At 72.0% G+C, this 13,246-nt stretch carries 11 protein-coding genes; 1 reads left to right on the top strand and 10 read right to left on the bottom strand.

What is annotated here, in order from left to right; all coding sequences use genetic code 11:
- Positions 1–321: 321 nt before the first annotated feature.
- Genes HCN51_RS42635 through HCN51_RS62630 form a run of 8 tightly spaced genes read right to left on the bottom strand, consistent with a single transcriptional unit; the run spans position 322 to position 9,083 of the window.
- Positions 322–1,674, bottom strand: a complete 1,353-nt coding sequence (locus tag HCN51_RS42635) for a dihydroorotase (protein ID WP_168017689.1) — start codon at positions 1,672–1,674, stop codon at positions 322–324.
- Between the two features lie 31 nt (positions 1,675–1,705).
- The gene (locus HCN51_RS42630) at positions 1,706–2,800 is read right to left on the bottom strand and encodes a mandelate racemase/muconate lactonizing enzyme family protein (protein WP_168017688.1); all 1,095 of its coding nucleotides are present in this window, start codon (positions 2,798–2,800) and stop codon (positions 1,706–1,708) included.
- Between the two features lie 28 nt (positions 2,801–2,828).
- Complete coding sequence (locus HCN51_RS42625) at positions 2,829–3,476, bottom strand: SRPBCC family protein (protein ID WP_168017687.1); 648 nt, start codon at positions 3,474–3,476, stop codon at positions 2,829–2,831.
- Positions 3,477–3,478: 2 nt separating this feature from the next.
- The gene (locus HCN51_RS42620) at positions 3,479–4,444 is read right to left on the bottom strand and encodes an MBL fold metallo-hydrolase (RefSeq protein WP_168017686.1); all 966 of its coding nucleotides are present in this window, start codon (positions 4,442–4,444) and stop codon (positions 3,479–3,481) included.
- A gap of 13 nt (positions 4,445–4,457) precedes the next feature.
- The gene (locus tag HCN51_RS42615) at positions 4,458–6,689 is read right to left on the bottom strand and encodes a xanthine dehydrogenase family protein molybdopterin-binding subunit (RefSeq protein WP_168017685.1); all 2,232 of its coding nucleotides are present in this window, start codon (positions 6,687–6,689) and stop codon (positions 4,458–4,460) included.
- Positions 6,686–7,549: an FAD binding domain-containing protein gene (locus HCN51_RS62635; protein ID WP_168017684.1), complete on the bottom strand. Its 864-nt coding sequence runs from the start codon at positions 7,547–7,549 to the stop codon at positions 6,686–6,688. The genes HCN51_RS42615 and HCN51_RS62635 overlap by 4 nt, the downstream gene beginning before the upstream one ends.
- A complete protein-coding gene (locus HCN51_RS42605; RefSeq protein WP_240973821.1) occupies positions 7,546–8,085 on the bottom strand; it encodes a (2Fe-2S)-binding protein in 540 nt (179 codons plus the stop codon). Before HCN51_RS42605 ends, HCN51_RS62635 begins: the two co-directional genes overlap by 4 nt.
- Positions 8,082–9,083, bottom strand: a complete 1,002-nt coding sequence (locus HCN51_RS62630; protein ID WP_206068534.1) for an asparaginase domain-containing protein — start codon at positions 9,081–9,083, stop codon at positions 8,082–8,084. The genes HCN51_RS42605 and HCN51_RS62630 overlap by 4 nt, the downstream gene beginning before the upstream one ends.
- A gap of 171 nt (positions 9,084–9,254) precedes the next feature.
- Between HCN51_RS62630 and HCN51_RS42595 the strand changes: the two genes are divergently transcribed.
- On the top strand, positions 9,255–11,216 hold the full coding sequence (locus HCN51_RS42595) for a hypothetical protein (RefSeq protein ID WP_168017683.1): 1,962 nt from the start codon (positions 9,255–9,257) through the stop codon (positions 11,214–11,216).
- Between the two features lie 12 nt (positions 11,217–11,228).
- On the opposite strand, the gene HCN51_RS42590 is transcribed toward HCN51_RS42595, so the two are convergent.
- Complete coding sequence (locus HCN51_RS42590; RefSeq protein ID WP_168017682.1) at positions 11,229–11,366, bottom strand: hypothetical protein; 138 nt, start codon at positions 11,364–11,366, stop codon at positions 11,229–11,231.
- A gap of 182 nt (positions 11,367–11,548) precedes the next feature.
- Positions 11,549–13,168 (bottom strand): IS1634 family transposase, encoded by a 1,620-nt coding sequence (locus HCN51_RS60405; RefSeq protein WP_428981570.1) that lies wholly within the window; start codon positions 13,166–13,168, stop codon positions 11,549–11,551.
- Between the last annotated feature and the right edge of the window lie 78 nt (positions 13,169–13,246).

Genomic DNA, 13,246 nt, shown 5'->3' with positions numbered 1-13,246 from the left:
GCGTGCCCGATCTTCGGCGCAACGTTCAAGAGCTGGCCCGGCTGCAACTGGAGACCATCTCCAGCACGCTCCTCACCCGTCTTCCCGGCCTGCGACTGACACAACCGCAACCACGGTTCGAGCATGACACCACCGCCTACGGCCTGCCCCATGTCACGGTGACGTGGTGACCAGGCGCGCGCGTCCCTCGTGCATGAGCCGGCCTCCATGGGACAGGGACGGATCGCCCTTGCCCAGAGGGCTGCGGCCGAACAGGGACAGAGACACAAGCCGGTGAAGGTGGCGCGGCCCGTGGCCGAGGACGGGGTGACCCGAAAAGCGTCATCCGGGCGTACGCCGCCGGGTGATCAGCCGCCCCGTACGCCGGTCGGCCGGCTTGCCGTGCTCGGCGATGAGCTCGCCGCGCAGGTACGTGGCCACGGCGCGCCCGGTCATGTCCATGCCGTCGTACGGGGTCCAGCCCGCCTTGGACAGCACGTCCTCGTTGCGCAGCCGCCAGCGCTCCTGCGGGTCGGCCAGCACGAGGTCGGCGTCCGCGCCCGGGGCAATGCGGCCTTTGCGGGGCCACAGGCCGTAGATCCGGGCGGGAGCCTCGCTGTAGAGCCGGGCGATGTCCTCGTAGGCGAGCATCCCGCGCGCCGCCGCGCTGAGCAGCACCGCCATGGTGCTGTCCAGTCCGGGAAGCCCGAAGTGCACGTCCCACATGCCGCCGGCACTCTTCTGCGCGGGGGTGGAGGGCGCGTGGTCGGAGGAGACGTGGGTGAGTTCGCCCTCGCGCAGCAGCCGCCACAGCGCGGCCTCGTCCTGGTCGTGCCTGGCGCGCGCCGGCGGGGTGAACTTGCGGAACGGGCCGTGCGTGTGCACCTCGTCCTCGCGCAGCAGCAGGTACTGGGGGCAGGTCTCGGCGTACAGCCGCGCCCCGCGAGCGCGTTCGGCGGCCAGGTAGGCGGCGACCTCGGGATGGCTGACGTGCGCCACCGTGGCTCGCGCGCCGGTGCGCCGGATGAGCAGGGCGGCGACGGCGGCCGCGACCACCTCGGCGTCCCGGTCGCGCCATTCGGGCAGGATGCCGGGGTCTTCGCGCCCGGCCGCGCGCAGCACGGACTCGGCCGCAGCGGTGAGCGAGTCGTCCTCGCAGTGGATAAGGCTGATCGCGCCCGCGTCGGCCGTGGCCCGCAGGTGCGCGCGCAGCGCGGCCGCGTCGTGGCCGGGGATGCCGTGGGTGGTGCAGGTGAACACCTTGAAGAACGCGGCCCCGGCCTCCCACAGGGGCGCGACGGCGCCGGGGTCGCCCGGCCACGCGTGCGCGGCCAGGGCGAAGTCGACGTTGGACCGGCCGCTCAGGTAGGCGGCCTTCTCCTCCAGGTCACGCACGGTCCGTACCGGCCTGCCATGGGAGTGCTCGATGATGGTCGTCACGCCGGACACGGCGGCGGCACGGGTCCCGCTGGGGAAGTCCTCACGGTCAGTGCTGCCCGGGTCCATGAGGTGCACGTGCGTGTCGACGCCGCCGGGCAGGAGCAGCAGGCCGGTGGCGTCGACCGTGCGGGCGGCGGACAGGCCGGCGCCGTCCAGTGTCAGGACGCGACCGTCGCGCACGGCGACGTCGGCGCGGCGGCGGCCCTGTGAGGTGACCAGCGTGCCACCGGTGATGAGCAGATCGGCGTCGGGCATCAGACACGGTCCCTTTCCACGGCCGCGGGCATCAGACGCGGTACCTTTCCACGGCCTCCTGGGACAGGACGATGCCGAAACCGGGCCGGTCACCGGCCGGGACACAGCCGTCCACCACCTGCAGCGGCTCCTGCATGATCGGCTGCCACCAGGGCTGGAACTCCTGCCACACGACGTTCGGCAGACCCGCCGCCAGGTGCAGGCAGTGCTCCATGAACAGGTGCGGCGTGACCGGCAGCTCAAGGCTCTCGCACTGATGGGCCGCCTTGACCAGCTCCGTCATGCCGCTCATCCGCATGAGGTCGGGCATGATGTAGTCGGCACCGCCCTGCCCGGCCAGGGTCATCAGCTCGGCCTTGAGATAGTTGGACTCCCCGGTGCACAGCGGCATGTCCATCGCCCGGCGTGCGATGGCGTACGCGTCCACCTGCGTGTACGGCATCGGCTCCTCCAGCCAGGTCAGCTCGTACGGGGCGAGCCGGGCGGCCATGCGCAGCGTCTGCTTGAGGTCCCACGCCTGGTTGGCGTCGACCATCAGCTTGACGCCTGGCCCGATGGCCTCGCGGACCAGGGCGACGCGGGCCACGTCCTCGTCCTCCTCGGGCAGCCCGGCTCGCATCTTGACGGCGCGAAATCCCTGCTCGACCAGGCCCTGTGCCTCCTTGGCCAGCTCGTCGCGTGAGCGGTCCAGCCACAGTCCCTGGCTGGCGTACACCTCCACGCTGTCGCGGTAGCCGCCGAGCAGGCGGTGCACCGGCAGGCCCGCGGCCTGGCCCTTGATGTCCCAGCAGGCGGTGTCGAGGGTGGAGATCGCCAGCGCGGCCAGGCCCTGCCTGCCGACGAACCCGACCGCCTTGGACATGCGGGCCCACAGGCGTTCGGTCTCCAGCGCGTCGGCGCCGACCAGGATGTCGGCGAGGTCGTCGATGAGCCTGACCAGCGCCGCCACCTTGCCCTGGCCGAAGGCGAAGCTCCAGGCCACGCCGGTGTGACCGGCAGAGGTGCGGACGTGGACGAGGGCGGTGTCGATGGCGGGGATGGGAAAGGCCGCGGTGACCAGGGGCCGGTCGAGCGGGATGGACAGGAAGTCGATGTCGACGCCGGTGATGCGGGTGCCGGTGGGCATGGTGCTCCTGGGGAAGGGGTCGGGTCCGTCAGCGGTGGCCGAACAGGCGGACGATGCGCTGCCAGAGGCGGGCCGCGAGCGAGCGGCCTGCCAGGCTGAGGACGTTGATCTCGCGCGCGGGACGGGCCGGGATGCCGTGCTCCGGCACCGCGGCGGGCTTCGTGCCGTCGACGCCGGCGGCCGCGGCCGGGACGGCGGTCGTGTGTTCGGTGGCCGGGATGGCGGTCGTGCGTTCGGTGGCCAGCTTGGCGGCCAGTTCGTCGGCGAACTGGTTGATGATCCGGTTGCTGACCTCGGTCATCACTCCGCGGCCCAGCTGGGCGGGCCGCCCGGTGACGTCGAGCTCGGTGAGCAGGTGCACCCGGGTGCGGTCGCCGTCGCCGGTCAGCCGCATGGTGACGGTGGCGCCGGCCGTCCCGTTGCCGCGGGCGTCGCGCCCCCGGGCCACCAGCACGGCGACGTGAGAGGCCGCGTCCCTTCCCGTGATCTCGGCCTGGCCCTTGTAGGTCAGGCTCACCGGGCCCACCTTGACCTTGACCCGGCCGGAGAACACGTCGCCGTCGACCGAGTCGAGCTCCGCCCCCGGCATGCAGGCGGCGATCCGGCCGACGTCCAGCAGCGTCGTCCAGGCGTCGTCCACCGGCAGCGGGACGGCGAAGTCGTTGTCGATGCGCATGGTCATCGTGGTGCCGTCGCTTCGAGGTAGCGGTAGGTGAGCACGACGTTCAGCCGGTGCAGGGAGTCCATCAGCGCGGGGAAGCGGTCCGCGCCCGGGACGTCCGGGGGCAGCGTGAGCCGGTCCTTGAGCTCGATCGTGTCCATCATGGTGTCGAGGTCCATGCCCTCGCCGCGATACCGGTGGACGCTGGCGGCGAGGTTCTCCAGGTAGGCCAGCATCCAGCTCACGGACGGCTCGGCGTCGCTGAGCGGGCCGTGGCCGGGCACGAAGCGGTCGAGTTCGAGCGTGGCCTTCATGGCACGGATGGATCGGGTGTAGCCGATGGGGTCGCCGGCCAGCAGCATGGGCGGCATGCCCGCGTGCCGCAGGAAGTTGCCGGCCCACACCACTCGCGCATCGGGCACGTGGACGAGCGTGTCGCCCGAGCCGTTGCCGATGCCGAAGTGCCACAGGTGCACGACGCGGCCGCCCAGGTCGATCTCGCAGAAGCGGTCGAAGACGATGTCCGGCTCTCGCCAGGTGACGACCTCCTCCATGCCCGGATCGCCGTACATGCTCTCGCCGCGCAGGCTCTTCTCCATCTCCAGGTCGGTCATCGCCGCCTTGTTGAGCCGGGAGGAAACGATCGGCACGTCGTCGGGGAAGGCGACGTTTCCGAAGGTGTGGTCGCCGTGGTAGGTGGTGTTGGCGACGTACATGATGGGCTTGTCGGTGATCTTCCTGACCACGTCCTGGATGTAGGCGCCGACGCCGGGGGTGATGCCCGTGTCCACGACGAGCGCGCCCTTGCTGCCGACGATCAGGCCGTTGTTGTCCTTGGGCAGCCGGTTGGCCATCAACGCGTAGACGCCCTTGGCCAGCTCAGTGGGGATGAGCTCGAGACCGACCGGGCTCAGGTTGGGGGCGAAGAATCCCTTCTGGCGCTCGGTCATCTCGGGGACGACGGGGGCGGGCCAGCAGTACACGAATACCTCCTGATCAGGTGGAGCGGAGCAGCTCGCGGACCCGGCCGGGCGTGAGCGGCAGCCGCCACACCCGGGCGCCGTCCGCGGGGCCGAGCGCGTCGGCCACGGCGTTGGCGATGGCGGCGGGAGTGCCGACCATGCCCGATTCGCCGCCTCCCTTGATGCCGAGAGGGTTGGCCGGGGTGGGCCGCTCCTCGACGATGACCTCGATGTCGGGCAGTTCCTCGACTGTCGGGATGCGGTAGTCGGACAGGAGGGTCGACAGCGGCTGGCCGTACTCGTCGTACAGCAGTTCCTCGAGCAGGGCCGCGCCGATCCCCTGCGCCGCCGCGCCGGTGAGCTGGCGGCGCAGCAGCACCGGGTTGACGGCGCGGCCGACGTCGTGCAGCACGAGATGGCGCAGGACCCGCACCTGCCCCGTTCCGGCGTCGATCGAGACGAGCGACAGGACGGCGCCGAAGGAGAAGCTGGGATGAGGTTTGTCGAAGCGGCCCCAGCCCTCGCCCAGGTCGCTCAGCGGCACCGACCGGCCGGAGGGCGCCGTGGCCCGCCCCTCGCCGAGCTCCACGTCCGCGCTGGGCACGCCGAGCTTGTCCGCGGCCCGGGAGCGCAGGTCCTCGGCCGCCAGGGCCAGGGCGTTGCCGGCCAGAGTGGTGGCGCGGCTGGCGAAGGAGCCGAAGCCGTGGGCGAGCTGGTCGGTGTCGTGGTGGTCGATGGTGATGTCCTGCATCGCCACGCCGAGCTTGTCCGCGGCGATCTGGGCGAGCACGGTCTCCACGCCCTGGCCCAGGGAGCCGACGCCGACGTGGGCGACGAACCCGCCGTCGGGGCGCGGGACGATCCTGGCCTCCTCGAACGGCCCGATGCCGCCGATCTCGGTGTAGGCGGCCAGGCCGATGCCCACGTGCTCGCCCCGGGCCCGCCGCTCGTCCCGCTGCCGGCGCAGCTCGGCGTAGCCCGCGTGGTCGAGCAGCCGGTCCAGGCCGGCGGGGAAGTCGCCGCTCTCGTAGGTGATGGGGGTGGGCGCGAAGTTCCACGGCAGTTGCGCGGGCTCGATCAGGTTGCGCCGCCGCAGCTCGGCGGGATCCAGCCGGAGCTCGTGGGCGAGCCGGTCGAGCATGCGCTCGCGGACGAACGTGGCCTCCGTCATGCCCGGCCCTCGATAGGTGCCCACGGGCGTGCGATGGGTGAGCACGCCGTGGACCTCCACGGCGAACGCCTCCCATCGGTATGGTCCCGGCAGATGCTGAGCCGGCAGCAGCGCCGGCAGGATGCCCTGCGAGCGGACGTAGGCCCCCTGATCGCACCAGGCGCGGTCGCGGAAGGCCAGCAGCCGCCCGTCGGCCGTGGCGGCGACCTCGAAATCGTGCTCCTGCTCGCGGGCGTGGTTGGTGGCGACGAAGTGCTCGGCGCGGTCCTCGATCCACTTGACCGGCCGGCCGAGCCGCAGCGCGAGGAAGGCGATGAGGTAGTCCTCCGGGTACGGCTCACCGCGCACCCCGAAGCCGCCGCCGACGTGGTTCTCGACGACGCGGAGGCGTTCGGGGTCGATCCCGAGCATGCCGCTGAGGGCCTGCCGGGTGAAGTGCTTGACCTTCGCCGCGCCCCACAGGGTGAGCACGCCGGTGCCCTGGTCCACCTCGGCCAGCAGGCCGCGCGTCTCCATGGGCACGGCGGTGTGCCGGTGCACCCGCAGCCGGTCCCTGAGCACGATGTCGGCGCGGGCGAAGGCGGCGTCGACGTCGCCGAAGGTCAGCGGGACGGTCGCGACGAGGTTCGTCCCGGCCTCGGGCTGCACCAGCGGCGTCCCGGAGGAGGCGGCGGAGGTGACGTCGGTCACCACGTCGAGCTCGTCGAGGTCGAGATCGACCAGCTCGGCGGCGTCCTCTGCGAGGTAGGGGTCGGCGGCCACGACGACCGCGACCGGCTCGCCCACGTACCGCACCACGCCGCGGGCCAGCGGCGGCTGGAGGAACTTGTGGGTGTCGGGCGTCTCGGCCATCGGCAGGCGGATCGGGATGCGCACGTCGGGGAGGTCGGCGGCCGTGATCACCGTGACGACGCCGGGCTGGGCCAGGGCCTCGGCCACGTCGATCGCCACGATACGGGCGTGCGCGACGGGGCTGCGCACGATCCTGGCGTGGAGCTGGCCCTCGCGGCTGACGTCGGCGACGTACTGAGCGGTTCCGTCGAGGAAGTGCCGGTCGTCGCGTTCGACGCCGGCGCCGATGTAGCCGTGGGTCATCGTTCCTCCTTCAGCCGCGACAGGGCGCGCTCGACAAGCGTGGCGATGAGTTGCCTGCGGTAGGTCGCGCTCGCGTGCGCGTCGCCGGACGGGGTACACCCCGCGGCGGCTCGTCCGGCGGCCTCGCGCACGGTGGCGTCCGTCAGAGGCTCGCCTTCGAGTGCCTGCTCGGCCTCGTAGGCGCGTACGGGCACCGCGTCCACTCCGCCGAGCGCGATCCGGGCCTGCTGGACCGTGCCGTCGTCCCGCGTGCTCAGCGTGACGGCGGTGGAGGCGAAGGCGAAGTCCCCGGCGCGCGGGGCGAACTCCTCGAAGGCGCTGCGCGTGCGCGGCGGCGGAGCCGGGAAGCGTGCTTCGACCAGCAGTTCGGCGGGGTCGAGCACGGTCATGAGCGGGCCGGCGAAGAAATCGCACGCCAGGATCTCCCGCTCGCCCGACGTGGAGCGGACGACGAAGGTCGCGTCCATGGCGACGGCCACGACGGGCAGCTCGGCCGACGGGTCGGCGTGCGCCGCGCTGCCGCCGAACGTGCCGCGCAGCCTGATGGGATGGTGGCCGATGAGGGCCGCCGCCTCGCGCAGGGCACGCCAGGGGCCGGTGAGCCGGGCGTCGCGTTCCAGCGTCGCGTGGCGGACCAGCGCGCCGACGCGCAGGCCGGCGCCGCTCTGGCGCAGCTCGTCCAGGCCGGGAAGACGGTTGATGTCGATGAGGTGGCTCGGCCGCGACATGCGCAGCGCCAGCAGGGGCATCAGGCTCTGCCCGCCGGCGATGAACTTGGCGTCCTCCCCCGCCTGCGCGGCCAGGGTCAGCGCCTCCTGCACGGAGGCCGGCCTGCGATAGGCGAAGGGCGGCGGTTTCACGCGTGCCCTCCGTTCAGTTCTCGCTGCGCGGCGAGCACGGCCCGCAGGATGGGAACGCCGCCGGTGCACCGGCACAGGTTGGCCGACAGGACTTCCCGCACCCTCGCGGCGCCGGCGTCCGGCTCGTCGCGCAGCAGGCCGGCGGCCAGCATCAGGAATCCCGAGGTGCAGAACCCGCACTGCAGGGCCCCGTGCTCGTGGAAGGCGCGCCGCAACGCGCTCAGCTCCGGGCTGGGCGGCGCCTGTTCGGCGGTCTCCAGCGCACAGCCTTCGGCCTGTACGGCGAGCGTCAGGCAGGAGCGGACCGGCAGGCCGTCGAGCAGGATCGTGCAGGCGCCGCACGAGCCCTGTTCGCATCCCAGCCGGGTCCCGGTGAGACCTCGTTCTCTGAGCGCGTCGGCCAGGGTGCACCGTGCGGGCACCTGCACGGGTACGGAGCGGCCGTTGACGACCAGGTCGAGATCCGCGTGTTCGTCCGGTTCGAGCCACGCGCTGTCGACGCGATGGCCGGCGTAGGTCATGGGTACCTCTCTCATCCCGAAAGGGCGTCGTAGGCCGCGGTGATGGACGTGGCGCTCCAGCCCGCGCTCAGCGCGAGCGCCAGCAGGACGCGGGCCTGGGGTGCGGCCAGCACGCCTGCGGGGATCAGGCCTTTGCCGAGCAGGTCACGCTCCGAGCCGGGAAAGCCGTAGGTGCCGGTGAACGTCTCGCCCGCGCCGGTGCGCGAGGCGAGCACCACCGGCATCTCCCGTGCGAGGCGGGCCAGGCTCTCCACCGTGCGCCCGGCCACGTGTCCCACCCCGAACCCGGCCACGACCACGCCCTGGTAGCCGTGGCCGGGCAGTGTGCCCAGCGCGCGCCCGTCGTCACCGAGGGCCGCGGTCACGAGCGCCACCGCGGCGATCTTCTCCGTCTGCGGTGGCAGGCCGATGTGCACGCGCCGCGACAGCCGCAGCGGGATCCTGACGCGGTCCTCGGCCGTCCAGCCCACCGGGCCCGCGCCGGCCGACACGAACGCCGATGGCCGGCTGGTGTGGGCCTTGCGGACGAACCGTGCGGCGTGGATCTCGTCGTTCATGGCCACCAGCACTCCCATGCCGCGAGCCCGGTCGCTCGCGGCGGCCAGGACGGCGCCGCGCACGTTGGCGGGGCCGTCGGCGCCGGGCCGGGCCGGATCGCGCATGGCCCCGGTGACGATCACCGGCTGCTCGGTGGCCAGCAGCAGGTCGAGCGCCATGGCGCTCTCCTCGATCGTGTCGGTGCCCTGGGTCACCACCACGCCCTCGACACCCTCGCCGATCAGCTGCTCGATCCTGCGGGCCAGCCGCAACAGGTCGGAGAGGGTCAGGTGGGCGCCGGGCACGCGGGCGAAGCTCTCCGCCTCGATCCTGGCCAGCGCGTTCAGCCCGGGGACGGCCGCGACAAGTACCTGCGCGTCGAGAGCCGGGATGACACCGGCGTGGCCGTCCTTCGCCGTCATGGCGATGGTGCCGCCCAGCGCGATCACCCGGACCCGCCGCTTCCCCTCGGACACCGCTTCTCCTTCCGACCAAGGTAGGAATGAGCTTACGTAAACTCATACATAAAGGGAAGGTATACGAAGCATCACGACGCCGAACCGTGCGGCGGGCCGCGAACGCGGCGAATCCGTCGCATGACTGGTCTCAGCTGATATTGGGGCTCGTTGCCATTAGCCTGACTTGCCATGATCAGCAACGCGGGATGGCAGGCGGTTTCGCCCGTTCAGGGATGGTCGCGGCACCTGGCCTACAGCCCTTCGCTGGGCGCGCTGGTGCTCTACTGCGTGGCAGGCGGCGGGATCGAGCAGTGGGTCTGGCAGGGCGACCGTTTCGTCCGCAGGCAGCGCCGGCCGTTCGAGGGCAAGGATCTGGCACTCCTGACGCCCGAGCACGGCGAGCCGGAGCCGCTCCCCCTCCCCGAGGACGGCGTCGTCGGCGCCTGCGCTCTCGGCGCCGACGTCTACGCCGTCCGCAGGAACGGGGCCGTTCTCCGGCTCGACGGGAACGCGTGGGCGCAGGTGGCCGGCCCGCTGCCCGGCATGGAAAACGTCTTCACCGACCACCTGTCCCTCGTGGTCGCCGATCACGAGAACGGCCGCCTGGTGGCCGTCACCCACGAGGGGCAGGGCCATCACTTCGTGCCCGGTTCGGGATGGGAGCCGGGCCCCCGCATCGGCCCCCTGGGCCACGGCCTGACGTGGAATCCGCTCACCCGGCGCCCCGAGGTGCTGCGCGGCGGCGGGAACATGGGGCCGTGGACCGAACCGGAGCCCTGGGGCGAGGAGCGGGTCCCGACCGAGGTCTACATGCGGGCCGGCTGGTACCACCTGCCGTTCGCGGTGGACGAGGCGAGCGGCGAGTGGGCCCTGCTCGAAGCGCACCGGCTCCTGCGCCGCCGCCCCGGAGGCGAGTGGATCTCGTATCCGCTGCCGCTGGCGCTGCCCGACCGTCCCGCATGGGTCAGCGTGGGCGGTCACCTCATGGCGCTGTCGGTCAAAGGCGCCGGCGACGTGTGGCTCGACGGCGACCACTGGGTCGAGACGGACGCGCCGACCAGCGGCTACTACCTGCACGCCGCGGCCCCGCACGGCACCGTCACTCTCGATGGGCGCGGCGCCCTCAGCCGGACGGCCGGCGGGCACACGGACGAGATCGCCGTCCCGTGCGAAGCGCTCACCGACCTCGACGAGATCGACGACGACCTCACGCTGATCTGCGACCGCGACCGCGTCGTCCTCTGGCACGGCCGCAAGCGCCGGACCTGGGTCACCCGCGAGGGGGCCTGGCGGAAGGTCACGGGCGGCGGCCCCCCGAGAGGCACGGGGCTGTTCTGCTCGACGCCCGCCGGGCTGTTCTACGTGGACGAAGAGGATCGCCCGTTCCTGCTGGACGACTCCGACCGCTGGGAGCGCCTGCCGCCCCTGGGAGACGGCATCGAGCTGCTGTTCTGCCGCCCGGCCTCCCCCGCCCTGTGGGCGGTGACGTCCGAGGGGCTCGCGGTGTGGCGCGGCGGCGCCTTCCGGCCCGTGGCGCCTCTGCCCGAGGAGGCGCCGGCCGACGCGCGCCTCCGGGACGTCTGGTACGACCCGGAGGGCGACCGAATCCTGCTGCGACTTGGCGGCGGAATGTGGCAGTTACCCGTACCCGACGTCAAAGGCGGATTCCCCCGGGCTTACACGGCGGCCGGCGAGCCGGCTCCGGAGCCGTGGGAGAGGCGGAGCTGCTACGTCCTGGAGGCGTCCATCGAGCCGGGCGGCGCGCGCCAGGGCCTGCTGTTCGCGCTCCCCTATCTGGAGAGTGTCCGTGACATCGTCGAGGAGCTCGTGCTGGACGACTCCGCCGAGGCGAAGGCGCAGCGTGACCTGCTGGCCATGGGCGGCATGCTGACCCTGTGGGTCGTCCAGGAGGGCCTGCTGGCCGGAGGTGTCGATCTCAAGCCGCACCTCGATCCGGCCGGGCGGGCGATCGACTGGGACGCGGTGGCCGCCGCCACGCCCGCCCTCAGGGGAGAACTGATGGACGTGGAGGGGGTGCTGGTCGAGATGGGCGAGTTCGTTCCCGGGTTCACCTATCTGGAGGACGGGGTGCTGCTGGATCCGGGCCCCAACGACCTCGAAGGCGGCGGCCTGCCGTCGATCTTCCGGTGAGCCCGCCGCGGGTCAGACGTCGTGCGTGCCGGTCGGGCGGCCCATGGCCTGCAGCCGGTCGATCGTCGCCCGGGCCCCGGCCGCGGCCGGCTCCGCACCCCCGCTGAGCAGGACACGCCGCCACGATTGCTTCCATTCTGGCAAGATCACGATAAGGACCCTCAAGCAGACGAATTGAGACGCCACCCACCTTGGGGCGCCGCGCCTGTTCGCGTATCAATCATTCGACCGGTGCGCGACCGGAGGAAGGAACCTTATGACCGCGAGCGAACCCCTCTCCCGCCGGCCCCGGCTGCTCGCTGGCTAGCCCCGTTTCCGCACATGAGTGATCTTCAGCGGAGGTCTCGTGGATCGCTGTCGAGGAGGTCCAGGAGATCGAGTTGGAGATCGGTGGGTTGCGGGATGGTCGGGGGTGACTGGCCGGTGCCCGGGATCAGCCGGATGCCGGCCAGCGCGTCCAGGATGAGTCTGCCGGTGGGGACGGCGGGCCGTCCGGCGTACAGGCCGTTGACCTTGGTTTCGCCGCGGTCGGCGAGGGCCTGGCGGGCCTGGCGTTCGATCAGGCAGAAGATGAGCAGGGCCAGGCAGATGACGGTGATCAGTGCGTGGATGCGGCGGTTGTTCTTCAGGTACAGGTTGGTGACGGCCAGCGGGCCCTTGAAGGCCTGGTAGCGGCGTTCGACGGCTTCTTGGCCTTTGTAATGGCGTAGCACCTGTCCGGCGTCGGCGGCCTCGGGGGGCAGGTTGGTGAGCAGGGCGTACCAGCCGTCGGTGGCGGTTTCGGCGTCGATCGCCTGCTGGTTGAAGTGCCAGGTCAGGGTGGGTTTGCCGGTGGTGGGGTCGGTGCCGGTCCGCGCGGTCAGGTAGGTGCTGGCCCGGCGGTCGCGGCCGATCGCGGCAAGGCGGTCGGCGACGGCCTGCTCGGTGGGGTAGTGGCGGCTGCCCAGGCCGCGTTCCAGCCGGGCCAGGTCGTCGCGGGCGCGATCGAGTTTCTTGGCCCGGGCGCTGGCGGCGGCCTGGGCGCGGGCGGAGGAGTGCACGAAGATGCGCCGCAGGGTCAGGATCGGGTCCTTATTGCGCGGCCCGGCCAGTGCCATGGTGTCGTCCTCGCGCACGTGCCAGGCACCGCGCCGGTCGGCGCTCTTGCGCTCGTCCCGGGCGGCGACGTAGTCCACCTGGGTCGCGTCGCCGATCTTCTGGCCGGCCAGGGCCGCGGCGCCGACGTACTGTTTGGAGGCCGGCGCGATGAAGGCGACCCCGGCGGCGCTCATCGCCGCCAGATTGGCATACGAGATCAGCTTGGAATCGCAGATCATGAGCATGCGTTGCGGGCCGACCAGCTTCTGCAGGCCCTGCATGGCGCCGATGACCTGCCCGACCTCACCGGCCGCGCCGTCGTAGGCGCGGTGCAAGACCGGGATCGCGCCATCGGCGGCCACCGCGATCCCGGCCTGGACCTGCTTGAGGTCCGGCCGCCGGTCCTTGGGGTGACCGAAGCGCGGCGTGGCGTATCCGGGCTCGGGCTGCTCGTAGTCGCCGTGCAGCGAGATCGAGGTCATGTCCCAGTGCAGGCGGGCCACGTCCAGGCCGAACGCCTCGATCGCGGCCAGCCCGACCGACCCGGCCAGCTGGTCCAGATGCGGGGCGATGGCATCCAGCGCGCGGCCGATCCGGTCATCGTTGAGCAACTCCGGATCCACCCCGAACGCCTCGCCCACCGCCCAGGCGCGCGCCCAGTCCCGCACATGCACCAAAGGGGCGGGCGAGGTCAGCCGGTTGGCCACCAGCACCTCGATCACCTGCCCATGAGTCAACTCGGCGACATCGCGCACCGGGCAGGCCGCATCCACCAACTCCCGGATCCGTAACCGCGAGCAAAACCCCGCGATGACCGGCAACGCTCCGAGCATCTTCTCGGCACTGGCCTGACCCCACTGCGCACGCTGTCTCACCAGTCAGGTCATACCGCGACAACGATCACCACGGCAAACCCGGCGATCTTCACTTACCGCAACATGCGGAAAATGGGG

It is taken from the genome of Nonomuraea composti, from assembly GCF_012034275.1.
Lineage (GTDB): Bacteria > Actinomycetota > Actinomycetes > Streptosporangiales > Streptosporangiaceae > Nonomuraea > Nonomuraea composti.
Note: the sequence above shows the minus strand (reverse complement) of the source record. Positions and strands in the feature narration are given on the sequence as shown.